The sequence below is a fragment of the Geothrix sp. 21YS21S-4 genome, assembly GCF_030845995.1.
In the GTDB taxonomy this organism is placed as follows: Bacteria; Acidobacteriota; Holophagae; order Holophagales; family Holophagaceae; genus Geothrix.
The window spans coordinates 377,009-400,756 of sequence record NZ_CP132719.1 but is presented as its reverse complement, the minus strand read 5'-3'; the positions used below and the strand labels follow the sequence as shown (position 1 = coordinate 400,756).

Here is a 23,748-nt window from a genome sequence, read left to right as displayed (position 1 = left end):
CCATCCCATGCCGCCCCTCCTCACCAGCAAAGCCAATCCCCGCTTCCGGGCCCTCGCCGCGCGCCTCCGGCAGGGCGGCGCCCGGCGCGAGGCCACGGTGCTGCTGGGAGAAAAGCTGATCGAAGCCTGGGCGGCGGCCCGACAGACCACCGCCGGAAAGCGGCTGCGTCCCGCCCTCTGGCTGCGCCTGGAACAGACCGCTCCGCATCCTTTGGAAGCGGAACTGGACGTGGACGTTCAGGAGCTGGGCGAGGTGCTCATGCGGGAGCTGGCGGATGCCGGCAGCCCTCCGGCCCACGCCCTCCTGATGGACGTGGGACCCGAACCCGCCGGCCCGCTGCCCGCCCGCGTGCTCGGCGCCTGGGGCATCCAGGATCCGGGTAACCTGGGTGCCATCCTCCGCAGCGCCGCGGCCTTCGGCTTCCAGGAAGCCCTCCTCGGCCCCGGGTGCGCCGATCCGTTCCATCCCAAGGCCCTTCGCGGAAGCATGGGCGCCGCCTTCCTGCTGCCCCTGCGGAAAGCGGCCGCGCTGGCTGCCGATGAGGGCCACTGGTACGCCCTCGACGGCGGACCCGGCGCCCTGCCCCTGGCCGAGGCCGACCTGTCGGAACCTCTGCGCCTGTGGGTGGGGAATGAGGGCCACGGCTGGGCGGGCGCGGACCTGCCGCCCAGGGTCCGGCGCCTCGCCATCCCCATCCAGGGCGTAGAGAGCCTCAACGCCGCCGTGGCCGCGGGCATCGCCTGCTACGAAGCGGCGCGCCGGGCGGGCCGTTGACGCGCCCCGGGCTCCTGCGCCCCCTCGAAGCCGCTGTTCTCGCGGGCATCTTCGCCCTGGCCTTCCGCTTTCCGGGCGCGCTGGGAGGCTGGCTGGAGCCCGTCGCCGCCCTGGCCTTTCCGCTGCTCTTCCTGGAGGCGGCGTTCCGGGGGCGGCACGCGACGTGGCTCTGGCTGTCGCTGACGGGAGGACTGGTCCTCATCTTCCACTGGGTGCCGGCCACCCTCGCGACCAAGGGCGGCCTACCCTGGGCCGCGGCGCTGTTCGGGGGCGGGCTGTTCTACGCATGGGAAGCCCTGGGCTTCCTGCTGGTGGCGCTGGCCGCGCGGTGGATGCACCGCCGGAGCGGGGCCTTGGGCGCCGCTGTCGTGGCGGCTCTCGGAATCCTCGTGTGGGAATCGTGGGGCTTCCACATCTACACCTGGAGCTGGGGCGCGCCCTTCGGCGCCCTGCCCTGGACGGCGCGGTCCGCGGCCTTCCTCGGAACCCGCGGGCTGTCGGCCCTCGCGTGGGGCGCCGGCGCCTGGGCGGCATCGGCCCGCGCCGGGGGCGCCCCCGCGCGCCGCGTGCTGGCGGGACCGGCCTTCGCCGTCGCTCTGCTCGCGGGGCTGGGCGGCGCCTGGTTCCTCCTTCCCCGGGACGCGGAGCGCACCCTCGACGTGGCGATGATCCAGCCCAATTTCCCGCCCGGGCAACGGTGGGCGGGGATGGAACTGGAGATGTGGCAGCGCAGCGACGCGCTGCTGAGCTCCAAGGGCTGGCCCCGCGCCGGGCGCTCCACCCTCCTCCTGTGGCCGGAGAGTTCGGTGATGGGCCGCGACGCCCGCTCGGCCGAGCCGCGCCTGTCCGGGGAGGCGGCTTCCCGGGGCGTGGCGTGGCTGTTCGGAACCGAAGGCGGCTTCCAAAATCTCGTGCGCGGCGAGGCGCCCGGACGCGCGCCGTTCGTCTTCGCCAAAATCGAGCCCATGCCCTTCGGCGAGCGGATGCCCGGTCCCGCGCCCGTCCGCCGCTGGCTGGACGAGCGGATGGGCTTCATTTCCGAAGAGCCCGGCCAGCTCGCGCCGGGCTGCGCCTTCGAGGTGCCTTCGCCCGGCGGGATGATCCGCGTCCACCCGCTCATCTGCAGCGAGGCGCTTCTCCCCGAGCGGGCGCGGCGCGGGCTCGCGCTGGGGCGGGCGGATCTCCTCAGCAACCACACCAACGACGGCTGGTTCGACCGGAGCGTCGCCACGGACCTCCACGCCGCGCAGATCCGCCTGCGCGCCCCGGAGCTGGGCGTTCCGCTGCTGCGGGCCACGCTCACGGGAAAGTCCGGGATCTTCCGGCAGGATGGCCGCTTCGAGCTGTGGGGAGCGCCCCTCACCGAAGGCGCCTACGCGGTGAACCTGACCTGGCGGCCCATCCGGACGCCCGCGCGCTCGGCCTGGCTGCTGCCGCTCCTCGCGGGCGGGCTGGCGGCGGGAGCCCTGCTGATAGGATGGAGGGCCCTATCCAGGAAGGCCTGATGGACCGCGATTTCTTCGTACCGCAGCCCCTGTCGACGCCCCACGGGACCGTCGCCTTCTTCGATGAGACCTGGACCGTGGACCCCCGCGAGCTGCAGATCTTCTTCCAGGCGGAAGAGGTCTACTGGACGGCGGACCGCACCATCGAGCAGTGGCGGCGGCTCCTGGCCTGCTCCCGGCTGCTCACCGCGCGCCTGGTGCCCGAGGGCCACCGCGGCGGCCGGCTGGTGGGCGCCACGCGGCTGTGGTCCGATCACGCCTACGAAGCCAAGCTCTACGACGTGGTGACGGCCCGCGACCTGATGAGGGAGGGCATCGCCTCGGAGCTGGTGAAGTGGGCGCTGCGGCATCCCTGGGTGGGCGAGGTCCAGCGGTTCGTGCTGGAGACCCGCGACGCCGCCGACTTCTACCCCCGCTTCGGGTTCCGTGCGGGCCCGGACGTGGACAGCTTCCACATGCGCGTGGCCACCCACGACCTTCAGACACGGGGGCTCCGCTGAGCGACACCCTTCCCGGACTGCCCGGCGCGGCCCTCCAGCCCGTCATCCTCGCCAGCGGGAGCCCCCGCCGCCGGCACTGGATGGAGGCCATGCGCATCCCCTTCGAGCTGCAGGTTCCCCACGTGGACGAGACGCCCCTCCTGGAAGAGGAGCCCGGCGACCTCGTGCTGCGGCTGGCGGAGCTGAAGGCTGAAGTCGTGGCCGGCCGCAATCCCGGGCGCTGGGTGATGGCGGCGGACACCACCGTGGCGGTGGACCACCACACGCTGAACAAGCCCGTGGACGTGGAGGACGCTGTCCGGATGCTGACCCTCCTCCAGGGCCGCGCCCACCAGGTCCACACCGGCTTCTGCCTCCAGAAGGACGCCGCGGTCCACAGCTTCGTGGACACGGCCCAGGTCCGCTTCCGCCCCCTCACGGAGGCGCAGATCCGCTGGTACGTGGGAACTCGCGAGCCCATGGACAAGGCCGGCTCCTACGCCATCCAGGGAATCGGCGCCCTGTTCATCGAAGGCGTGGAAGGCAGCTTCTCCACCGTCATGGGCCTGCCCGTGGAGCGGATGGGAGCCCTCTTTCTCCACCTCGGCCTGCTGCGTCCGTGGGTGGGTTTTCCCGCGTAGCCCTAAAAAGCCCTGCCGTGGCAAAGGGGACTCGGGTGTCCAAACAGCCTAAAGATAGACCACCCGAAAATCCGCTTAGTCGCCGCATCTGTCTCAGAAAAAATAGGTAAACAATTCGGTGACACTGTTCTATCATCGTGACTTGCGGCACAACCTGCCAAATTGAGCGCCGGCGTGACCCATGCCCAGGCCTTTGATGTTGTCGAACCTTTATCACGGGCAATATCGCACTGATTTTTCCCCCGAGGGGGGCGCCCAGCGTGCGGGAATTCCTTCCCACGCCCGCACCGTGTGCCAAACTCTCCGGCGACCCGTCCTGTTTCCTCCCCCAGTTCCCCGCCGTTTCCGCTTTCCAGCCTTTTGCAGAGGTTGTGCATGCACCCATTCGACCGAGCGTTCCGCTTCGTCCTGCCCGCCGGGGCCGCGGCGGTCCTGATCACGGTTCTCGCCGTGGGCTGGATCGCGGAGCCGGACCGCTTCGCCAAGGGCTACGCGCCCGAGCAGCCCATCGCCTTCTCCCATCAGCTCCACGCCGGCACGCTGCGGATGCAGTGCCAGTACTGCCATTCGGGCGTCGACAAGTCCCGCATCGCGGGCATCCCGAGCGTGGACCTCTGCATGGGCTGCCACAAGGTGACCCGGACCGACCGGCCCGACATCCAGAAGCTGGCCCGGATCGCGGCTTCGGGCGAACCCCTGCCCTGGAAGCGGGTCCACACCCTGCCCGACCACGTCTTCTTCGACCACCGGCCCCACGTCAACGCCGGGATCGCCTGCCAGAGCTGCCACGGCGAGGTGCAGACCATGCAGGTCGTCCGCCGCGAGATGGGCATGCGCATGGGCAACTGCCTCGCCTGCCACCGCGATCCCCACGCCGCCCTGCCCCCGGGCTCGAAGATCGCCAAGGGCCCCGAACACTGCGCCGCCTGCCACCGCTAGGAGCCGACGATGGCCGACGACCGCAAGCCGCTCCTGGATCGGGCCGCCGCCCTGGTGGCCGGGCCCTTCCTCCTCGGCCGGAGGGCCCTCGACCTCGTCTTCCTGCCGGACAAGGACGGGCCGCCCGCGGCGCCTGAAGCCGCTCCCCGCCTGACCGTCACGTCCCCCGAACACGCCATCAAGCGCCGCGGATGACCCGATGAAGACTCGACTCCCCGAACATGGCCCCCTCGAACGCCCGCGGTTCTGGCGCACCCTCGACGAGCGCGCCGAAACGCTGGAGGCCCAGCAGGCGGCCCACGACGAGTTCCTGCCGGGCGCTGTGCCCGCGGGCCCGGGCCAGAACGACGTCCACGGCCTGCCCTTCCAGGACGGCGTGACCCGCCGCGACTTCTTCGGGCTCGTGAGCGCCGCTGCGGCGCTGGCCGCCACCGTCGCCTGCGACCGCAAGGGCCAGGGGACCGTCGTGCCCTATACCAAGCGCCCGCCGGAAGTCGTTCCGGGCATCGCCAACTACTACGCCAGCGCCGCCCAGGAGGGCCGCCGCGTCTATCCCGTCCTGGTGAAGACGCGGGAAGGGCGCCCCATCCACATCACAGGCAACGACGAGCACCCCGGCGTGAAGGGCAAGACCAGTCCCCGGACCATGGCTGATGTCCTGCGCCTCTACGATCCCGACCGCCTGCGGGCGCCGAAGGCCGACGGCCGCACCACCGGCTGGGCCCAGGCGGAAGCCCGCCTCCATGGCGCCCTGAAGGACGCCAAGGCCGCCGGCCGGCCCGTGCTGCTGATCTCCGGCGCCGTCGCCTCGCCCACGCGGAAGGCGCTGCTTGCGGATCTGAAGGCCGCGCTTCCCACGCTGGAGTACCTGGCCTTCGAGCCCGCCGCCGGGGACGCCGCGGAAGTGGCCGCCCAGGCCAGCTACGGCCAGTCCGTGGTGATTCAGCCCCGCCTCGACCGCGCCGACGTCATCCTGTCGCTCGGCGCGGATTTCCTGAGCGGCGAGGATCCGGAAGCCCAGGCCGCCTGGGGCGCGCGCCGCCGCCTGAAGACCGCCCACGACTCCATCAACCGGCTGTGGGTCCTGGAAGGGCCCCTCACTCTGACGGGGACGAACGCCGACCAGCGCGTACCCGTCGCGCCGTCGCGCCTCGCGGCCGTGGCCTTCGCCCTGGCGCGCGAGCTGGGCGGCCTTCCCGCGGGCACCGACCTGTCGGCCATTCCGGCCGGCGCGCCGAAGGAAATCCCCGCCCAGGTCTGGTCGAAGCTGGTGAGGGATCTCCACCGCGCGGGCCGCCGGGCCGTCGTCCTCTGCGGCGCCCACATGCCCGCGGAGGTCCACCAGGCCGCCCACCTGCTGAACGCCCTGCTGGGCTCCGAGGCCGTGGCGGCGCAGCCCGCCGAGCCCCTCGCCACCGTGAGGGAGCTCCAGGCCGCCGTCGACGGCATGGCCGCCGGTCGCTACGCCGCCGTCGTCTTCTGGGGCGGCAATCCCGCCTTCGCCTTCCCCCGCGCCGCCGCATGGAAGGACGCCGTCGCCAAGGTGCCCTTCCGCGCCTGGATCGGCGAAGTGGAGGACGAGACCGCCGTCCAGTGCCAGGTCCTGCTGGCCGAGAGCCATTGGCTGGAGAGCTGGGGCGACTTCGACACCCCCGGCGCCGCGGTCCTGCAGCAGCCCGCCATCGGCACCCTCTACGACACCCGCCAGGGCGAAGAGATCCTCCTCGGCGCGCTGAAGGCCCTGGGCGCCGCCGCGCCGGACACCTACCACGCCTACCTTCAGGCCCGATGGAAGCGCGCGGTGCTCGGGTCCGGCAGCTTCGAGCAGGCCCTTCACGACGGTCTGGTGAAGACTGAGGCGAAAGCACCCCTCGCCTTCAAGGGGGCGTCCGTGGCCGCCGCGGCGAAAAAGGCCGCCGAGACGAAGGCGGCGGGCCTGGAACTGGTGCTCTTCCCCGGGTTCGCCACCCACGACGGGCGCCACGCCAACAACAGCTGGCTCCAGGAGACCCCCGATCCCATCACCAAGATGACCTGGGACAATCCGGTGGCCGTGTCCGTCCAGGACGCCAAGGCCCTGGGCATCCAAGAAGGGGACTGGGTCAGCCTCTCCGTGGAGGGGACCAGCCTCCGCCTGCCGGCCGTGATCCAGCCCGGCCAGGCCCAGGGCGTCCTCGCGCTGGCCCTCGGCTACGGTCGCGGGACCGGCGGCGTGGCCAAGGGCGTGGGCGTCAACGCGTTCCCCCTGATGGGCCTGGATCCCGCCACCGCCAACGTCCGCCCCGGCGCGCGCCTGGCCAAGGCCGGCGGCCGGAAGGAGCTGGCCCGGACCCAGAGCCACCACCGGATGGAAGGCCGCGACCTGGTCCGCTCCCTCACCCTGGACGAGTTCGCCCACAATCCCCAGGGCCACCACCACATGCCGGAGCTGGTGACCCTCTACAAGGAAGCGGGTGCCTCCGCGGAACACAAGTGGGGCATGGTCATCGACCTCGCCGCCTGCACGGGCTGCTCCGCCTGCGTGGTGGCCTGCCAGTCCGAGAACAACGTCCCGGTGGTGGGGCCCGAGCAGGTGGCCCGGGGTCGCGAGATGCACTGGATCCGCATCGACCGCTACTACGAGGGCGAGCTGGAGAACCCCAAGGTCGTCCACCAGCCCATGCTCTGCCAGCACTGCGACCACGCGCCCTGCGAGAACGTGTGCCCCGTGAACGCCACGAACCACAGCCCCGACGGCCTCAACCAGATGGCCTACAACCGCTGCGTCGGCACCCGCTACTGCGCCAACAACTGCCCCTACAAGGTCCGCCGGTTCAACTTCCTGGAATACACCGCCTACAAGACGGAGCCCGAGATCCTGGTGAACAACCCGGAGGTCACGGTGCGGCCCCGCGGCGTCATGGAGAAGTGCTCCTTCTGCGTGCAGCGGATCAACGACGTGAAGATCCGCGCCAAGGGCGAGGGCCGCTCGGTCCGCGACGGCGAGGTGACCACCGCCTGCATGGCCGGGTGCCCCTCGGACGCCATCGTGTTCGGCGACCTGCGGGATCCCAATAGCCGCATCTCCCAGCTCGCCAGCGCCAGCCGCGCCTACCGCGTGCTGGAGGAGATCGGCGCCCGGCCCGCCATCACCTACCTGGCCGACCTGAAGAACCCCGCCGCCGAGGCCACCCTGGGAGGCTCCCATGCGCACTGAGGCCGCCCTCCCCGGCGCGATCCCCAAAGGCCTGATCGAGCCCGCGCTCACCGTGGGCCCGGTCACACCCGGCAGCCTCGACGATCAGGTCCTCGCCTTCCCCGAGACCAAGCCGCCCAAGCAGTGGTACATCGGCCTCGCCGTCACCCTCACCGCCCTGATGATCGGCGTGGGGTTCATCGGGTGGACCTTCTTCCACGGCATCGGCGCCTGGGGCAACAACAGCCCCGTGTTCTGGGCCTTCGACATCATCAACTTCGTCTTCTGGGTGGGCATCGGCCACGCGGGGACGCTCATCTCCGCCATCCTCTTCCTGTTCCGCAAGCGCTGGCGCAACGCCATCGCCCGCTTCGCGGAGGCCATGACGATCTTCGCCGTCATGTGCGCGGTGATCTTCCCCCTGATCCACGTGGGGCGGCCCTGGCTCGCCTTCTGGCTGTTCCCCTACCCCAACGAGCGCGCCGTCTGGACCAACTTCCGGTCGCCCCTGCTGTGGGACGTGTTCGCGGTGAACACCTACTTCTCCGTGTCGCTGATGTTCTGGTACCTGGGGCTCATCCCCGACATCGCCTCCATGCGCGACCGCACCACCAGCAAGATCCGGAAAACGATCTACACGGTGCTGGCCATGGGCTGGCGCGGCGCGGCCTCGCACTGGCAGCACTACGAGAAGGCCTACCTCCTGCTGGCGGGACTCGCCACGGGCCTCGTGCTCTCCGTCCACTCGGTGGTGAGCTTCGACTTCGCCACCTCCGTGGTGCCCGGCTGGCACATGACCATCTTCCCGCCCTACTTCGTGGCGGGCGCCATCTTCGCCGGGTTCTCCATGGTGGTGATCGTGCTGGTGGTGGTGCGCGAGACCATGCAGCTGAAGAACCTCATCACCATGCGTCACCTGGACGTGATGAACAAGGTGATCCTCGCCATGAGCTGCATCATGGGCTACAGCTACATGATGGAAGGCTTCACCGCCTGGTACTCCATGAACGAATTCCTGCACCACGGGTTCATGAACATCATCACGGGCACCTACGGCTGGGCGGGCTGGGTGACCATCAGCTGCAACATCCTCATCCCCCAGATCCTGTGGTTCAAGAAGGCCCGCGCCAGCTACTTCTGGATGATCCTGGTGGCCATCGGCGTGACGATCGGGATGTGGTTCGAGCGCTTCGTGATCATCGTGATCTCGCTCCACCAGGACTACCTGCCCTCCGCGTGGCGGATCTACAAGCCGACCATGACGGACTTCGGGATCCTCCTGGGCACCTTCGGGCTGTTCTTCACCCTGGTCCTGATCTTCGCGCGGGTCCTGCCCGTGATCGCCACCACGGAAGTGAAGGCGATCCTGCCGGACGCGCAGCCCTCCCACCATGGAGACGACCACCATGCCTGAGACGCCCCTCACGCCCGGGCGGTCCTACGCCGTGCTCGGCGTCTTCGCCACGCCCGACGCCCTCATGACGGCCATCCCCAAGGTGCGCGGCGGGGGCCTCGGCACCGTGGAGGCCTACACGCCCTACGCCATTCACGGAATCGACGACGCCCTGGGCCTCCGCCGCTCCCCCCTGGGCGGGATGGTCCTCGTCATGGGCGTCCTCGGCGCGCTGACGGCCTTCGGGTTCCAGTACTGGATCAGCGCCATCGACTATCCCATCGTGACCGGCGGCAAGCCGCCCGATTCATGGGAAGCCTTCATCCCCATCATGTTCGAGGTAACGGTCCTGTTCGCCACCTTCACGGCCGGGCTGGGGATGCTCCTGCTATTGAACAAGCTGCCCTTCTTCGGGCATCCGATGCTGTCCTCCCGGGCCATCAAGGGCATCACGCGGGACCGCTACGTCCTGGCCCTTGAAGCGGAAAACGACTTCTTCGACAGCGCCGCAGCGGCCCAGGCCCTGCGGGAAGCCGGCGCCGCCGATGTCGAAATCCTGCCCGCGCCGGACCGGAGCCCCTTCCTCACCAGCGACTACATCCTCCGCGTCGGCGGCGGAATCCTGATCGCCTGCACCGTGGCTGGCCTCGCGATATTCACCGCCATCAAGTGGTTCCCGCTCCTTCCCCCCATGAAGCACATGCAGGAGCAGCCCCGGCTGAACGCCCAGAAGCCGTCCGTCTTCTTCAAGGACGGTCACGGCATGCAGCGCCCGGTGGCCGGCACCGTGGCCCGCGGGCACCTGCCCACCGCGGCGGGCACGCAGGAAGAAGCCGCCAGCCTGGTGAACCCGCTTCCTCGCACCAAGGAGGTCTTCGCCGCGGGGCGGCAGGCCTACAAGAACCGCTGCGAGGTCTGCCACGGTCCCGTGGCCGACGGCCAGGGCAGCCTCACGGCCGCCTACGGCGGCAAGCCCGCCAACCTCCAGAGCCAGCAGTTCCGCGACTACCCGGACGGCAAGATCTACTGGACCATCGTGAACGGCAAGAACGCCATGCCCTCCCACGCCGCGGAACTGGGCGAGACCCAGCGGTGGGCCGTGGTGCACTACGTGCGCGCCCTCCAGCGCGCCCAGAACGCCAAGGACGAAGACCTGAAGGTGGGCGCGCGATGACCGGGACCAAGAACACCTCCAATCTGTTGTGGGGCGCCGTGGTCCTCGGGGCGCTGGGCGTGGCCGGCACCTACGTGGCCGCCGGCGCCGAGCGCTTCTGGGCCAACTGGGTGATGTGGTTCGTCCTGGTGTTCATCCTGGGGCTGGGCGCGCTGTTCATCGTCGCCCTGGAGCACCTCGTCAACGCCAAGTGGAGCGTCCCCGTGCGCCGGATCCCCGAGCGCATCGCCACCCTCCTGATTCCGGCCATTCCCGTGGGGCTCATCGCCCTGGGCGCCATTCCCGTGCTCTACCCCGGCGCCCGGCCGGAGGCGGCCCACCATCCGATCCTCGCGGGAAAAGCGTTCTGGCTGAGCCTGCCCTTCTTTTCCGTCCGCACGCTCATCGCCTTCGGCCTCTGCCTCCTGGGCCTATGGGTGCTGGTGGGCGGCTCGCTGAAGCAGGACACGACGCGGGATCCCGCCTTCAATTTCCGCGCCCGGAAATTCGCCCCAGGCTTCATGGCGATCTTCGCCCTGGTGATCACCCTCGTGGCCTTCGACTGGATCTCGGGACTCACGCCGGAGTGGTACAGCGACATCTTCGGCGTCTACGTCTTCGCGGGCGCCTTCCTCAGCGGACTGGCCGCCACGGTCCTGTCCGTCCTCTACCTCCAGGACCAGGACCGCCTGGGCGGCGTGCGGGGCGACCACCTCTACAACCTGGGCGGATTCCTGTTCGCCTTCACGGTGTTCTGGTCCTACATCGGATTCGCCCAGTACATGCTGATGTGGTACGCCAACCTGCCGGACGAGGTGATCTACTACCGGATCCGCCTGACCGGAGCCTGGCGCGCCGTCACCATCGCCCTGGCCACGCTCCACTTCATTCTGCCCTTCTTCGCCCTGGTGACCCGGGACGCGAAGAAGGATCCCAGGCGCCTGAGGCGGGTGGCCGTGCTCATGCTGGGCGCGCACGTCCTGGACATCTACTGGCTCATTTTCCCCGTGCTCGGCGCCAAGCCCCACTTCTCGTGGCCCGAGATCAGCTTCGCCCTCTTCTTCGTCGGCGGAATCCTGCTGTGGGTCCGCGGGGCGATGCAGAAGGGCGAGGACATGCCGGCCGGCGATCCCTTCCTCCGCGAGGGCCTGGAGTTCCGCCTATGAAGCTCAACGACTACCTCTCCCCCGAAGAGCGGAAGCGGCTGGGATCCGCGCTGCTGGTGGTGATCTGCTTCATCCTCATCGCCGCCTTCTTCGGCTTCACCGTCGTGCCCGGCCTGCGCTACCAGGCCCACACCACCAACGAAACGCCGGTGCAGCCCGTCCAGGGCGAGACCGGCTGGCTGGATCCCACCGAGTACCCCGCCACCGTCCGCAAGGTCATCCCTCCCATCGATCCCCAGACCGTGATGAAGCCCAATCCCGCCCTGATGGAGCGCGGCCGGACGGTCTACGTCCAGACCTGCGCCACCTGCCACGGGCTGGAAGGCAAGGGTGACGGACCCGGCGGCGCGGGCCTCAACCCCAAGCCCCGCAACTTCACCGCCGCAGCCGATTGGAAGAACGGCACGCGCCTGGAGGACATCTACAAGACCCTGGACGAGGGGATCAAGGGCAGCTCGATGGTCTCCTACAACTACCTCTCCAAGAAGGACCGGATGGCCCTGGCCCACCTGGTCCAGAGCATGGGCCCGTTCACCCACGGCGCCAGCGATCCCAAGGCCCTGGCGGCCCTGGAGAAGCTGTTCGCCAGCGCGGGGGAAGTCATTCCCAACAAGATCCCCGTATCCCAGGCCGTGAACGCCCTCTCCCGCGAATACGCCGAAGCCCATTCCGCCGGCGCGCCGCAGTCCTCTTCTCCCAGCGTTCCCTGAGGCTTTCCATGCGCCCGTTCCTTTCCCGATCCGCTTTCGCGCTGGCCGTCGCCCTGTGCCTGCGCGCGTCCGCCTTCGCCCAGGCGCCGGCCGCGCCTCCCCCGACGGCGGTGCCCACGTTCACGCCCGAGGAAGTGGGGGTGGACGAGAAGCTCGGAGCCTCGATTCCCCTTGATCTCGTCCTGAAGGCCGAAGACGGCCAGCCCGTCACGCTCCGCTCGCTCATCGACAAGCCCACGATCCTCACCCTCAACTACTTCCGTTGCGCGGGGATCTGCACGCCCCAGCTCAACGGCGTGGCCGAAGTCCTGAACCGCACGCTGGCCGCGCCCGGGAAGGACTTCCAGGTGCTCACCGTCAGCTTCGACGAGCGGGACGAGCCCGAGGTCGCCGCCCAGAAGCGCACCAACTACCTGGGCGAGATCACCCGGCCCTTCCCTCCGGCGGCCTGGCGCTTCCTGACCGGCCCCGCGGCCACCACCAAGGCCCTGGCCGACTCCGTGGGCTTCAAGTTCAAGCGCGTGAACGACGACTTCGTCCATGCGGGCGCGATCATCTTCCTCAGCCCCAGCGGCAAGGTGACCCGCTACATGTACGGCACCACCTACCTGCCCGCGGATCTCCAGATGGCCGCCCAGGAGGCGGCCCGCGGCGAGGCTCAGCCCACCATCAACAAGTTCCTGAAGTTCTGTTTCAGCTATGACCCGGCGGGGCGGCGGTACGTCCTGAACACCACCACCCTCGGCGCCATCGTGACCCTCCTGGCCGCGGCGGTATTCGTGGTCCTGGTGACCCGCCGGGGCCGGAGCCCCAAAGTCAAGGCAGAGGAGGGCGCATGAGCGCACAGTCGATCCCGGCACAGCCCAGCTACCTGGTGGACACCGGCACGCGCAAGGGCCTCCTCGCTTGGCTCACCACCACGGACCACAAGCGCATCGGGCTGCTCTACCTCTACTCCATGGTCAGCTTCTTCCTGATCGGCGCGGGCATCGGCTTCGTCATGCGCCTGGTGCAGCTGGCGGGCTTCCAGAAGCTCATCACCGCGCAGACCTACAACGCCCTGTTCACGGTCCACGGCGTGATCATGATCTTCCTGTTCGTGGTGCCGGGCCTTCCCGCCATCTTCGGGAACTTCTTCCTGCCCATCTTCATCGGCGCCAAGGACGTGGCCTTCCCCCGGCTGAACCTGACCTCCTGGTACTTCTTCATGGCCGGCGCCATCCTCGCGGTGCTGTCGCTGTTCACCGGCGGCGGCGCGCCCGACACGGGCTGGACCTTCTACGCGCCCTTCAGCTTGAAGACCGGCACCAACGTGAGCCTGGCGGTCTTCGCGGCGTTCGTGCTGGGCTTCTCGTCGATGCTGACGGGCATCAACTTCATCACCACCATCCATCGCCTCCGCGCCCCGGGGATGACGTGGTTCCGGATGCCCCTCATGTGCTGGGCCCTCTATTCCACGTCGTGGATCCAGATCCTGGCGACGCCCATCGTGGCCATCACCCTGGTGCTGGTGATCCTGGAGCGCGCCTTCGGCATCGGCATCTTCGATCCCTCCAAGGGCGGCGATCCGCTGCTCTACCAGCACCTGTTCTGGATCTACTCCCACCCGGCGGTCTACATCATGATCCTGCCCGCCATGGGCGCCATCACGGAGATCCTCCCCACTTTCGCCAAGCGCTCCATCTTCGGCTACAAGGCCATCGCCTTCAGCTCCCTATCCATCGCGGGCGTCGGCAGCCTGGTGTGGGCCCACCACATGTTCACGTCCGGGATGAGCAGCCTGGCCACGATGCTCTTCTCCCTCCTGACGATGATCGTGGCCGTGCCCAGCGCCATCAAGGTCTTCAACTGGGTGAGCACCCTCTACAAGGGGAGCATCGACTTCCAGCCGCCCCTCCTGTTCGCCCTGACCTTCATCTTCCTGTTCTGCATCGGCGGCCTGACGGGCGTCATGCAGGGCGCCTTGGCCGTGAACGTCCACATCCACGACACCTACTTCATCGTGGGCCACTTCCACTACGTGATGTTCGGCGGCACCGGCATGGCGCTGTTCGCGGCGCTGCTCTACTGGTTCCCCAAGATGTTCGGGAAGATGTATTCCAAGAAGGCCATCTACGCGTCCTGGGTCCCCCTGTTCATCGGGTTCAACATGCTCTATTTCGGGATGCTGATCCTCGGCGTGATGGGCATGCCCCGGCGCTACTACGTCCACCTGCCCCAGTTCCACACCATGCACGTCGTGGCGACCGTCGGCAGTTGGCTGCTGATTCTCGGGCTCCTGGGCTTCTTCGCGACCCTGCTCTACGCCATCTTCCGCGGACCGAAAGCGGAGGCCAATCCCTGGGGCGGCGTCACCCTGGAGTGGACCATCCCCAGCCCGCCCCCCCAGGAGAACTTCGAAGTCATTCCCACCGTCACCCACGGGGCCTACCACTTCCCGCAGGAGTCCTGATGAGCGAGCACGTCCACCGCGACGACTTCGGCGCCCGGCTCGGCATGTGGCTGTTCCTGGTCACGGAGATCGTCCTTTTCGGGGGCCTTTTCATCTCCTATTCCTCGATGCGCTACCTCTACCCCGCGGATTTCCATCACGCGGGCGCCGAGCTGAACGCCGTCCTGGGCATCGTCAACACCGTGGTGCTGCTCACCAGCAGCCTGACGGTGGTCCTGGCCATCGTCGCCGTCCAGCGCGCGGAGAAGATGCGGGCGATGCTCTTGCTCGGCACCACGCTGGTGCTGGGGCTGGTCTTCCTCGTCATCAAGTCCTTCGAGTGGGGCGCCAAGTTCCATCACGGCCTCTATCCCAGCTCCCCCCACCTCGCCACGCTCCCCCACGGACAGCAGGTGTTCTTCGGGCTCTACTTCACGATGACGGGCCTGCACGGGCTGCACGTGATCATCGGGCTGGGCGTGCTGAGCGTCATGCTGTGGTGGGTCGCCACGGACCGCATCCGCGCGGACCGCTACATCCACCTGGAGAACGGCGGCCTCTACTGGCACCTGGTGGACGTCATCTGGATCTTCCTCCTCCCGCTGTTCTACCTGGCTGCCTGACCTCCTCCGGGGGTTCCGCGCTGCGCGCCCACCCCCGGTCCCCCACCTCGCCTCCAGCGAAGCTGGACGCTCGGTCCGAGGAACCTCATGAGTGAAACCCTCCATTCTCCCGAGGCCCACGCCCATCCCGGCTACGGGACCTTCATCAAGGTCTGGGTGGCCCTGCTGATCCTCACGGCCGCCCTGGTGGGCGTCAGCCACCTCGGCCAGACCTACGCCGTGTGGGGGCTGCTGACCCTGACCCCCCTGAAGGCCGGGCTGGTCTTCTACTTCTTCATGCACCTGAAGTACGAAGGAGCGCTGTTCAAGATCGTGGTCCTCGTGACACTCGCGAGCCTGCTGATCTCCTTCGCCCTGCTGTTCTCCGACGTCGCATTCCGCTGAGGCTTCCCATGGATTGGATGAACCAAGCCGCCATTTCAGCCCAGAAGTCCGACGCGGTCTTCTTCTACGTGTTCGGCCTATCGGTGGCGTTCCTGATCTTCATCACCGTGCTGATGATCTACTTCGTGATCCGCTACAGCCGCAAGCGCCATCCGAAAGCGGAGCAGATCGAGGGGCACGTGGGCCTGGAGATCCTGTGGACGGTCATTCCCCTGGTGCTGTTCCTGTCGATCTTCTACTACGGCTGGACCAACTACGAGTACATGAGCCAGGCGCCCCGCGACGCCATGGCCGTGAAGGTCATGGGCCGCCAGTGGAGCTGGTCCTTCGAATACCCCAACGGCAAGAAGACCAAGGTTCTGTTCGCGCCCATCCACAAGCCCATGAAGCTGGAGGTCCGCAGCACGGACGTGGTCCACGGATTCTTCGTCCCGTCCTTCCGCCTCAAGATCGACGCCGTGCCCTCGCGGACCAACACCACCTGGTTCCAGGCCACCAAGCCCGGCTCCTATGACATCGAATGCACCGTCATCTGCGGCGTGGACCACAGCGTGATGCTCAGCAAGGTCGTGGTGGTGCCCGAGGATGAGTTCAAGGCGTGGTACTTCGGCGGGGAGGACGCGCCGGAGCCCGGGAAGGGGATCCGCACCGCCGAGGCCCATCCCGACCTGGCGAACGTACATCCGGGCTTCGCTGTCCTGGCCTCGAAGGGTTGCCTGGCCTGCCATTCCGTAGACGGCAAGCCCAAGGTCGGGCCCACCCTGCGGGCCCTCTACGGCCGCCAGGAGGAGGTCCTCATGGCCGGCTCCTACCGCGCGGTGGTGGTGGACGAGGCCCACGTCCGCCGCGCCATCACCGATCCGATGGATCAGGTGGTCCGCGGCTATCCCCCCGCGATGCCCAAGCTGCCCCTCACCGACCAGGAAGTGTCCGAGGTCGTGAGCTACATCAAGACCCTGAACTAGGAGCTCCGCTTTGACCGTCGCCGCGATCCCGGCCTCCAAGCCCCACCCCCTCTCCACCCTCCTGGAACTGACGAAGCTCCGCATCTCCGGCGCGTCCACCTTCACCGCGGCCGCGGGCTACGTCGCGTGCCTGCGGGGCGTGGACGCGGGGCTGATCACCACCCTGATCGGCATCCTGCTGCTGGCGATGGGATCGAGCGCCCTCAACGAGGTCCAGGAGCGCCGCTTCGACGCGCTGATGCCCCGCACCGCCCAGCGGCCGATTCCGCGGGGCGACGTGTCTCCCGCCGCGGCCACGGTGTTCGCCGTGGGGCTCGCCATCGCGGGTTTCATCGTCCTGCTCGCCGCCCACAACCTCACCTCCGCCCTTCTGGGAGCCCTGGCCCTCGGCTGGTACAACGGGTTCTACACGCCCCTCAAGCGGGTGAGCGCTTTCGCGGTGGTGCCCGGCTCGCTGATCGGCGCCCTGCCTCCGGCGATCGGCTGGACCGCCGCGGGCGGAAGCGCCACGGATCCCTCGATCCTGGCCCTCGCCTTCGTCTTCTTCATCTGGCAGGTGCCCCACTTCTGGCTGCTGGTGGGCCTCCACGCCGAGGGCTACGAGAAGGCCGGATTCCCCACCCTGGTCTCCGTCTTCGGCCGGCCCCGGCTGTCGCGGCTGACCTTCACCTGGACCTGCGGCACCGCCGCGGCCTGCGGGCTCCTCCCTCTGTTCCGGGTGCTCGCGTCCCGCCCCGCGGAGATCATGCTCGGCCTGGGCGCGATCTGGCTGATCGTGGGCTCGATCCCCCTTCTCCGGCCGGGCCAGGACGCGCCGCTCTATCGCCGCGTGTTCATGAACATCAACCTCTTCGCGCTGGTGCTCACCGCGGCGGTCATCCTGGACCCCTTCTTCAGCCGCTGAACGCCCGCCGGGGTTACACTTCCCGGCATGTTCCCCTCCGTCCCCGCTCCCGCGCGGAAGCCGCTTCCGTGGCGGTGATGCGCTTTTTCGGCGCCCACCGGTTCGCCGTCCTGGCGGACCTCGGCGGCGATGAAGCGGCGTCCTTCCACCTGCTCCGGCGCGAATCCGACGGCGGGCGCTTCGTGGCCCAGATCTGGACGCCCCGCCCATCGGACCGCGATCTGGACCAGCTCCGGGAAGCCTTCCTCGCGCGGTTCCTGGACGCTGCGCCGGTGGATCCCGAGGCGGCCCACTTGGGGTTTGACGACCACCACGCCTGGCACCTCCAGGCCCTCCACGGCGCGCCCCTGTCCCGCCTGTGGCCGGGCTGGGATCCCGAAACCCGCGACGAAGCCCTCCGCCGCGTGGACGCGAGCCTCGTCGGGAATCCCCACCCCCGCTTCCTCCATCCCGACGCGATCACCTTCCTTCCGGGCCTCATCCAGATCCCGCGCCTCCTCGGTGAACCCGCCCAGCCTTTGATCCCGCTGTCCGCGGCGCTCGCCGCCCTTCCCCCGGGCCCCCTCGCACCGGAAGATCCTCCCTGGCGGCAGACCCGGGCCCTGTCGGCGCCCGTGATCCGCCCCCTCCGCGGGCGCGGGCGGGAGATGACCTACCTCAAGTCGTTGATGCTGGGCCTCAGCGCCCCCGCCTCCACCGAACGGATCGTCCTCCTTCAGGGAGAGGAAGGCGTGGGCAAGGGCCATCTGGCGGCGTGGGGCTGCGCGGTGGCGGAGAGCGAGGGGACGTGGGTCCATTCCCTGGGGATCTCCCCCGGCGAATCGGCGGGGCGGTTCCTGAGGCGCCTGCTGGAGAGCCTGCTTGCCGGCGGCGAGGCGGAGTTCTATGCCCGCAACCCGGAAGCCGCGCGTCTGTTGGCTCCCCGCCTCCCGGCCTTCGCCTTTCTCGCCGACGGCCGGCCCCTGCATCCCACGGACAGCTCCCCGGACCCGGAGGAAGTGGAAGCCGCGGCGGCGGCGCTGGAGGCCGCGCGGCTCCAGCATCCCCGGCTGATCCGCCTGTCGGGACTGGAGCAGGCCGCGCCGGAAGTCCTGGCCCTCCTGCGGGAACTGATCCGCGCTTCGGATCTCCCCTGGCTCCTCTCCCTCACGACGGGAGACGCTCCCGCCGGGCTCCGGCCCCTCGTGGCGGATTTGCGGGGAGAAGCCTCCGCGGCCCTGGTCGGGGTGGACCGCCTGGAGGACCCGGAACTCGCCCGCGTCCTGGATGACCTCCTCGTCTCCCACGAGCTGCCCCAGGATTACGTGGACGGACTGGTGGCCCGGAGCCTCGGGAATCCCGGGCTCCTCCGCAACCTCCTGGAACTGGCCCAACAGGAGGGCGCCCTCGCGTGGGACGACGACCGGTGGCGCCTGCACCCGGGGGCCGCGCCGCCCCAGGTGGCGGAGGATCTGCTCGGCCAGGTATTCCGGGGCCGCCTCCAGCGGCTGAGCCCCGCGCCGGCGACCCTGATCCGCCTCCTCGCCCTCGCGGAGCGCCCCCTTCCGCTGGATACCCTCGCCTCCCTCGTGGGTTTGGGGGAAGAGAGCCTGGAGGACGCGATGGAAGAAGCCTTCGCCTCGCGGCTGGTGCGGCTGCGGCGGGGCGAAGCGAGCCTTTCGGATCCCGCGTGGCGGGACCTGGTCCTCGCGGGGGTGCCATCCTCCACCCTCAAGGGGCTGGCCCTCGTCCTCCTTCCGGTGATCCAGCGGCTGGACGGCACTCCAGCCCGCGCCGTCGCCCTGCATGCCCTGGCCGTGGGCGACTCCGCCGCCCTGGCCGCGCTGATGGCCTCCCTCGACGACGAAGCGCCGCCCCCCATCGAGGTGGCGACTCGCATGGTGGAACAGGCCCTGCGCCTGCATCCCCGCCCCTGGGACGAGGCCCGGCTGCACGAGCATCTGGCGGAGGCGTGGGCCCGGGGGACCCCACCGATGGAGGCTCTGATCGGCCCTCCCCAGGCGGGGGCTCTGGAATCTCTGGATCGGGCCCTGGCGGCCCTGTCGCAGGCGGAGGCCCACGGGGGTGCCCGGCTGGCGGAAGCCCGGATCCACCGCAAGCGCGCGCTCCTGCTGCTCCACCTCCGCCGGGTGGGCGAAGCCCAGCAAGCCCTGGGCACCGCGGCGGAGCGCCTCGCGGATCACCCTCTCCATCCCGAGCAGGCCCGCCTGCGCCTCGCCTGCGGCCGCCTTCACCTCTTTCAGGGGCACTTGGCCAAAGGGATCCGCGCCCTGGAGGAAGGGCTGCGACCTCGCGGCGAGGCTGTCCCGGATCCGGACGAAACCGCCCTCCTCACCACGCTCGGGCGGGCGCTCATCGCCCAGGGCCAGTTCCAGCGCGCCGCCGCCCACCTCCAGTCCCTGCGGCGGGCTCTCGAACACGCCCGGGATTTCCGCGCCCTGGTGCCCGTCCAGGTCGCGCTGGCGCAGGTCCACCTCGTGCGGGGCGAAGGGGACGCCTGCGTGGCCCTCCTCCGGGAGGCCCTCCATACCGCCCGGCTGGAGGGGGACCCAGCCCTCCAGGCCGAAGCGCACCTCGCCCTGGGCATGGCGCGCAGCCTCCAGCAGCTCCTGGAGCCCGCCCTCGTCCACCTGGATCGCGCCCTCGAGCGGGCTCAGCGGGTGGGGGACGCGCCCCGCGCCGCCGTCGCGCGCCTGTGGCGAGCCCGGACCCTGGCCGCCCTCGGCGATCCGGTGGCGGCGGACCACGCCCTGTTCCAGGCGTCCGTCGCGCCCGCCCTGCTGTCGCCGGAGGAGCGGGGCGATTTCAGCATTTTGGAAGGGGACATCGCCCGGTTCCGGGGAGCCTGGAAAGAGGCCGCGCGGTGCTTCAAGGCCGCGGCCGATCACTTCGAGGCGGCGGGGATGCTGTGGCGCCACCGTCTGGCCCAGCTCCACTTGTGCCAGGCCCTGGCGCGGGAGGTTCAGGGCGCGGGTGGGACAGCTCCCGGAGAGGGATGGACGATCCTCGAGAGCCTCAAAGGCCCCGTGGAGGGGTCAGGTTCCCGCTGGCTGGACCTGGAGTGGCACCGCGCCCACGCCCTGCTCCTGACCACGGTCCCGGCGTCGGAGCCCGTGGCGGAGGAGGGACTGCGGGCCTGGGGCGAGGTCCTGGCCGCCGCCCGGGACCTCCAGTTCCCCGCCCCCATCCTGGAGGCCAGCGCGGAGGGAGCCCTGCTCCTGCTCCAGCGCGGGGAGAAACTGGGCGCCCGGGCCCGGCTGCAGGACGCGTTCCCCAGCTTCCAGCAGATGTGGAGCCGCGTTCCGCCCGCGTACGAAACGTCCTTCCTGGGCCGGGAGGACCTCCGTCGGTTCCGCCGCACGGTCGAAGCGGCCGGTCTGCAGTTCGTCCTCCCGGAGCGGGTCGCCCCCTTGATGGACTGGACTCCCACCCAGGTCCTGACCGCGAGGCTGGCCGACCTGGAGTGACGGGCTTTCCCTTCGGTGGTTTGATGGAGGCCCACGGCTTCGACCTTCCAGCGGAGACCCCATGAGCCACCAGCCCGCCGAATCGCGCGCCCGCGTCACCCTCCCCCAGCTCCAGACCTGGCGGCTGGAGGGCCGGAAGGTGGTGATGACCACCGCCTACGACGCCGTCACCGCCCAGATTGCCGATGCCGCCGGCGTGGACGTCATCCTCGTGGGCGACAGCGTCGGGAACGTCTGCCTGGGGTTCGAGACCACCCTGCCGGTGAGCATGGCGATGATGAACCACCACCTGGAAGCGGTGGCCCGGACCCGGCCCGCGGCCCTGCTGGTGGCGGACATGCCCTATCTGAGCTTCCACCTCAGCGTGGAGGACACCCTCCGGAACGCGGGGGGCTTCCTCCAGCGCGGCGCCCAGGCGGTGAAGCTGGAGGGCGGCGCCAAGCGGCTGCCCATGATCCACGCGCTGCTGGACGCGGAGATCCCGGTGATGGGGCATCTGGGGCTCACGCCCCAGAGCGTCAACCCCATGGGCGGCTACAAGGTGCAGGGCCGGCAGGCCGAAGACGCTGTCCGCCTGCTGGAAGACGCCCACAAGCTCCAGGAGGCGGGATGTTTCAGCTTGGTGCTGGAGGGCATCCCCGCGGATCTGGCCGCCCGGATCACCGAGACCCTGGAGATTCCCACCATCGGGATCGGAGCGGGACCCGGGTGCTCCGGGCAGGTCCTCGTCTTCCACGACCTCCTCGGTCTGCTGCCCGGCTCCTCCCCCAAATTCGTCCGGCGCTATGTCGATGGATTCCAGGTTCTCCGCGACGGAATGGCCGTCTGGGCGGAGGACGTGCGGGCGGGAGGGTTCCCGGATAGCCGGGAATCCTATACCCTTCCAGAAGCCGTTCGTCCGGTTCTGACCCAGTGGCATCCCTGATCGCGCCCTCGGTAAACTGACAGGCGCTTCTGAAGGATTCCGCTTTTGTCCATGCGAGTTGTCCGAACCATCGCCGATCTCCGTGCCCTTCTTCGCCCCCTGCGGGACGAGGGGAAGCGGATCGGCTTCGTCCCCACCATGGGGTTCCTGCACGACGGCCATGGGGCCCTGATCCGCCAGAGCGCCGCGCGCTGCGATGCCACCGTGGTTTCCATCTTCGTGAACCCCAACCAGTTCGGCCCCGGCGAGGATCTCGCCAGCTACCCCCGAGACCTGGAGCGGGACCAGAACCTGTGCCTGGAGACGGGCACGACCGTGTTGTTCCTCCCCGAAGTCGCGGAGATCTACCCCACCGGCTTCCAGACCCACGTGGAACCCGGCCGCTTGGCGGAGCCTCTCTGCGGGCAGTTCCGACCCGGCCACTTCCGCGGCGTGGCCACCGTCGTGGCGAAGCTGTTCAACATCGTCCAGCCCGACGTGGCCTTCTTCGGCCAGAAGGACTTCCAACAGACCGTGGTCATCCGCCGGATGGTGCGGGACCTGAACCTGCCGGTGGACGTGGTGGTCGTGCCCACCATCCGCGAAACGGACGGCGTGGCCCTCAGCAGCCGGAACACCTACCTGGACGAGGATGCCCGCAAGCGGGCCCAGGGACTGAGCCACGGCCTCCTGGCCGCCAAGGCCGCCTTCGACGCCGGGGAGCGCCAGGCCGCGAAGCTGGTCGAGATCGCCCGCAGGAGCCTCGCGGACGTGGATTCGATCCAGTACCTCGAGCTGGTCGATGCCCAGGCGCTGGAACCCCTCGCCGGCGCCGTCGACCGCACCGCCGCGCTGTGCGCCGCGGTCTTCGTGGGCGGAACGCGTCTGATCGACAACGTCGTCCTTGCTCCCTCGGCGGTGGAAACGGGCCTGAACGTGAGCCTCAGCCCCCAACGGGTTTAGGCCGCTTTTATCCCATCATAGGCCTTTCGCATGAGGCGGATTTAGCCTCGAACCTTACATTGGAACGGCCCCGGCGGATCCGCTTCGGGCCGTTTCTGGAGGTTCCATGCCCCAAGGACTGCTGAAGGCCGGTCTCATCACGGCCCTTGCCCTGTGCACCCTTTCCGCTTCCGCCCAGCCGGGCCCCGATCATCGCGGGGACCGGCGGGAGGATCGCCGCGAGGACAAGACCTTCTGGCGCGATCGCGATCAGGCCGAACGCCGCTACTGGCAGGAGCACGGTCGGGATGCCCGCCACTACGAGCGCCACCGCTATGAAGTCTCTCCCCACCACTACCGCCCCCCCGCGTGGATGGAGGGCTACTGGCGCCCCGGCGAGCGCCGGTATGTGGCGCTGGTACCCGGGGATCCTTCCCGGATGTACGTCTTCCTCGGCAACCGGTGGGTCCTGAGGGAGGTCCGGGACCGCCGCGCGCGCCTGGATGTGGAGGGCGCCTTCGCGTTGCCGGTGGCTCCCCCGCCAATACCCCCGCCTGTGGGCCTCAATTTACACGTGGTCCTGTTCGATTGAAGCCGCAAAAAATCGAGGATGGACCCAGGGTAGCCCTGGGTCCATCCTTATCCGTTGGCCGGGACTCCCCCTTTGGAGCCTGGACCGGAGGATGCATGCTGCGCCACTTCCTGCTCGGAAAGATCCACCGCGCCACCGTCACCCGCGCGGACCTGGACTACGTGGGATCCATCACCCTGGATCCCCTTCTCATCGAAGCCGCGGGCTTCATGGAGAACGAGAAAGTGGACATCTACGACGTGACCAACGGGTCGCGCCTGTCCACCTACGTCATTCCCGGCACCCCCGGATCGGGGGAGGTCGGCATCAACGGCGCGGCCGCCCACCTGGTCCGCAAGGGCGACCTGGTGATCATCGCGGCCTACGGCTGGATGACCGCCGAGGAGGCCGAGGCCCTCGCCCCCAAGGTGGTCTTCGTGGACGACCGGAACCGGATCACCGAGCGCCGCCGGCAGGAGCGCACCCCCCTCTGCGCAGCGGCTTTCACGGACTGAGCGTTTCCGTACCGTCAAGGGCATCCTTCCTGGCGGCAGGAAAAGGGATCCTTTCGGCCCCGGAACCTTCCGCCCCCGGTGCGGCATCCAAGGGTCATGGTAGAAA

The 23,748-nt window shown here is 69.3% G+C and carries 22 protein-coding genes; all 22 read left to right on the top strand.

What is annotated here, in order from left to right; genetic code table 11:
• The first annotated feature begins 7 nt into the window (after positions 1–7).
• The 22 genes from RAH39_RS01945 (at position 8) to panD (ending at position 23,642) form a co-directional block, all read left to right on the top strand.
• The gene (locus RAH39_RS01945; RefSeq protein WP_306591121.1) at positions 8–775 is read left to right on the top strand and encodes a TrmH family RNA methyltransferase; all 768 of its coding nucleotides are present in this window, start codon (positions 8–10) and stop codon (positions 773–775) included.
• On the top strand, positions 772–2,280 hold the full coding sequence (gene lnt / locus RAH39_RS01940) for an apolipoprotein N-acyltransferase (protein ID WP_306591120.1): 1,509 nt from the start codon (positions 772–774) through the stop codon (positions 2,278–2,280). The genes RAH39_RS01945 and lnt overlap by 4 nt, the downstream gene beginning before the upstream one ends.
• Complete coding sequence (locus RAH39_RS01935; protein WP_306591119.1) at positions 2,280–2,780, top strand: GNAT family N-acetyltransferase; 501 nt, start codon at positions 2,280–2,282, stop codon at positions 2,778–2,780. The genes lnt and RAH39_RS01935 overlap by 1 nt, the downstream gene beginning before the upstream one ends.
• On the top strand, positions 2,777–3,400 hold the full coding sequence (locus RAH39_RS01930) for a Maf family protein (RefSeq protein WP_306592098.1): 624 nt from the start codon (positions 2,777–2,779) through the stop codon (positions 3,398–3,400). The genes RAH39_RS01935 and RAH39_RS01930 overlap by 4 nt, the downstream gene beginning before the upstream one ends.
• 375 nt (positions 3,401–3,775) lie before the next feature.
• Positions 3,776–4,339, top strand: coding sequence for a cytochrome c3 family protein (locus tag RAH39_RS01925; RefSeq protein ID WP_306591118.1), 564 nt, complete (start codon positions 3,776–3,778; stop codon positions 4,337–4,339).
• Between the two features lie 9 nt (positions 4,340–4,348).
• Positions 4,349–4,534, top strand: coding sequence for a hypothetical protein (locus RAH39_RS01920; protein WP_306591117.1), 186 nt, complete (start codon positions 4,349–4,351; stop codon positions 4,532–4,534).
• 4 nt (positions 4,535–4,538) lie between these two features.
• Complete coding sequence (locus RAH39_RS01915) at positions 4,539–7,535, top strand: TAT-variant-translocated molybdopterin oxidoreductase (RefSeq protein WP_306591116.1); 2,997 nt, start codon at positions 4,539–4,541, stop codon at positions 7,533–7,535.
• Positions 7,525–8,928, top strand: coding sequence for an NrfD/PsrC family molybdoenzyme membrane anchor subunit (gene nrfD / locus RAH39_RS01910; protein ID WP_306591115.1), 1,404 nt, complete (start codon positions 7,525–7,527; stop codon positions 8,926–8,928). Before RAH39_RS01915 ends, nrfD begins: the two co-directional genes overlap by 11 nt.
• Positions 8,921–10,081, top strand: a complete 1,161-nt coding sequence (locus RAH39_RS01905) for a quinol:electron acceptor oxidoreductase subunit ActD (protein ID WP_306591114.1) — start codon at positions 8,921–8,923, stop codon at positions 10,079–10,081. The genes nrfD and RAH39_RS01905 overlap by 8 nt, the downstream gene beginning before the upstream one ends.
• The gene (locus RAH39_RS01900; RefSeq protein WP_306591113.1) at positions 10,078–11,226 is read left to right on the top strand and encodes a hypothetical protein; all 1,149 of its coding nucleotides are present in this window, start codon (positions 10,078–10,080) and stop codon (positions 11,224–11,226) included. Before RAH39_RS01905 ends, RAH39_RS01900 begins: the two co-directional genes overlap by 4 nt.
• On the top strand, positions 11,223–11,936 hold the full coding sequence (locus RAH39_RS01895) for a c-type cytochrome (protein WP_306591112.1): 714 nt from the start codon (positions 11,223–11,225) through the stop codon (positions 11,934–11,936). The genes RAH39_RS01900 and RAH39_RS01895 overlap by 4 nt, the downstream gene beginning before the upstream one ends.
• Positions 11,937–11,944: 8 nt before the next feature.
• Complete coding sequence (locus RAH39_RS01890; RefSeq protein ID WP_306591111.1) at positions 11,945–12,775, top strand: SCO family protein; 831 nt, start codon at positions 11,945–11,947, stop codon at positions 12,773–12,775.
• On the top strand, positions 12,772–14,388 hold the full coding sequence (locus RAH39_RS01885; RefSeq protein WP_306591110.1) for a cytochrome c oxidase subunit I: 1,617 nt from the start codon (positions 12,772–12,774) through the stop codon (positions 14,386–14,388). The genes RAH39_RS01890 and RAH39_RS01885 overlap by 4 nt, the downstream gene beginning before the upstream one ends.
• Positions 14,388–14,990, top strand: coding sequence for a cytochrome c oxidase subunit 3 (locus RAH39_RS01880; protein ID WP_306591109.1), 603 nt, complete (start codon positions 14,388–14,390; stop codon positions 14,988–14,990). Before RAH39_RS01885 ends, RAH39_RS01880 begins: the two co-directional genes overlap by 1 nt.
• An 87-nt stretch (positions 14,991–15,077) precedes the next feature.
• Complete coding sequence (locus tag RAH39_RS01875; RefSeq protein WP_306591108.1) at positions 15,078–15,374, top strand: cytochrome C oxidase subunit IV family protein; 297 nt, start codon at positions 15,078–15,080, stop codon at positions 15,372–15,374.
• A 17-nt stretch (positions 15,375–15,391) separates the two neighbouring features.
• Positions 15,392–16,339: a cytochrome c oxidase subunit II gene (gene coxB, locus RAH39_RS01870; protein WP_306591107.1), complete on the top strand. Its 948-nt coding sequence runs from the start codon at positions 15,392–15,394 to the stop codon at positions 16,337–16,339.
• 10 nt (positions 16,340–16,349) lie between these two features.
• Complete coding sequence (locus RAH39_RS01865; protein ID WP_306591106.1) at positions 16,350–17,243, top strand: protoheme IX farnesyltransferase; 894 nt, start codon at positions 16,350–16,352, stop codon at positions 17,241–17,243.
• 77 nt (positions 17,244–17,320) lie between these two features.
• Positions 17,321–20,710 carry an ATP-binding protein gene (locus tag RAH39_RS01860; RefSeq protein ID WP_306591105.1) on the top strand — a complete coding sequence of 1,130 codons (3,390 nt, stop codon included), beginning with the start codon at positions 17,321–17,323 and terminating at the stop codon, positions 20,708–20,710.
• A 61-nt stretch (positions 20,711–20,771) separates the two neighbouring features.
• Entirely contained in the window at positions 20,772–21,635 is an 864-nt protein-coding gene (gene panB, locus RAH39_RS01855) for a 3-methyl-2-oxobutanoate hydroxymethyltransferase (protein ID WP_306591104.1), read from the top strand.
• Positions 21,636–21,686: 51 nt separating this feature from the next.
• Positions 21,687–22,577 (top strand): pantoate--beta-alanine ligase, encoded by an 891-nt coding sequence (gene panC / locus RAH39_RS01850; protein ID WP_306591103.1) that lies wholly within the window; start codon positions 21,687–21,689, stop codon positions 22,575–22,577.
• Between the two features lie 106 nt (positions 22,578–22,683).
• Positions 22,684–23,148 carry a hypothetical protein gene (locus RAH39_RS01845; protein WP_306591102.1) on the top strand — a complete coding sequence of 155 codons (465 nt, stop codon included), beginning with the start codon at positions 22,684–22,686 and terminating at the stop codon, positions 23,146–23,148.
• 95 nt (positions 23,149–23,243) lie between these two features.
• A complete protein-coding gene (gene panD, locus RAH39_RS01840; RefSeq protein WP_306591101.1) occupies positions 23,244–23,642 on the top strand; it encodes an aspartate 1-decarboxylase in 399 nt (132 codons plus the stop codon).
• The last annotated feature ends 106 nt before the right edge of the window (positions 23,643–23,748 follow it).

Coding starts and splice junctions, on each gene's coding strand:
- RAH39_RS01945 (WP_306591121.1), top strand. CDS start 8: ATGCCGCCCCTCCTCACCAGCAAAGCCAATCCCCGCTTCCGGGCCCTC.
- RAH39_RS01935 (WP_306591119.1), top strand. CDS start 2,280: ATGGACCGCGATTTCTTCGTACCGCAGCCCCTGTCGACGCCCCACGGG.
- RAH39_RS01925 (WP_306591118.1), top strand. CDS start 3,776: ATGCACCCATTCGACCGAGCGTTCCGCTTCGTCCTGCCCGCCGGGGCC.
- RAH39_RS01920 (WP_306591117.1), top strand. CDS start 4,349: ATGGCCGACGACCGCAAGCCGCTCCTGGATCGGGCCGCCGCCCTGGTG.
- RAH39_RS01915 (WP_306591116.1), top strand. CDS start 4,539: ATGAAGACTCGACTCCCCGAACATGGCCCCCTCGAACGCCCGCGGTTC.
- nrfD (WP_306591115.1), top strand. CDS start 7,525: ATGCGCACTGAGGCCGCCCTCCCCGGCGCGATCCCCAAAGGCCTGATC.
- RAH39_RS01905 (WP_306591114.1), top strand. CDS start 8,921: ATGCCTGAGACGCCCCTCACGCCCGGGCGGTCCTACGCCGTGCTCGGC.
- RAH39_RS01900 (WP_306591113.1), top strand. CDS start 10,078: ATGACCGGGACCAAGAACACCTCCAATCTGTTGTGGGGCGCCGTGGTC.
- RAH39_RS01895 (WP_306591112.1), top strand. CDS start 11,223: ATGAAGCTCAACGACTACCTCTCCCCCGAAGAGCGGAAGCGGCTGGGA.
- RAH39_RS01890 (WP_306591111.1), top strand. CDS start 11,945: ATGCGCCCGTTCCTTTCCCGATCCGCTTTCGCGCTGGCCGTCGCCCTG.
- RAH39_RS01885 (WP_306591110.1), top strand. CDS start 12,772: ATGAGCGCACAGTCGATCCCGGCACAGCCCAGCTACCTGGTGGACACC.
- RAH39_RS01880 (WP_306591109.1), top strand. CDS start 14,388: ATGAGCGAGCACGTCCACCGCGACGACTTCGGCGCCCGGCTCGGCATG.
- RAH39_RS01875 (WP_306591108.1), top strand. CDS start 15,078: ATGAGTGAAACCCTCCATTCTCCCGAGGCCCACGCCCATCCCGGCTAC.
- coxB (WP_306591107.1), top strand. CDS start 15,392: ATGAACCAAGCCGCCATTTCAGCCCAGAAGTCCGACGCGGTCTTCTTC.
- RAH39_RS01860 (WP_306591105.1), top strand. CDS start 17,321: ATGCGCTTTTTCGGCGCCCACCGGTTCGCCGTCCTGGCGGACCTCGGC.
- panB (WP_306591104.1), top strand. CDS start 20,772: ATGAGCCACCAGCCCGCCGAATCGCGCGCCCGCGTCACCCTCCCCCAG.
- panC (WP_306591103.1), top strand. CDS start 21,687: ATGCGAGTTGTCCGAACCATCGCCGATCTCCGTGCCCTTCTTCGCCCC.
- RAH39_RS01845 (WP_306591102.1), top strand. CDS start 22,684: ATGCCCCAAGGACTGCTGAAGGCCGGTCTCATCACGGCCCTTGCCCTG.
- panD (WP_306591101.1), top strand. CDS start 23,244: ATGCTGCGCCACTTCCTGCTCGGAAAGATCCACCGCGCCACCGTCACC.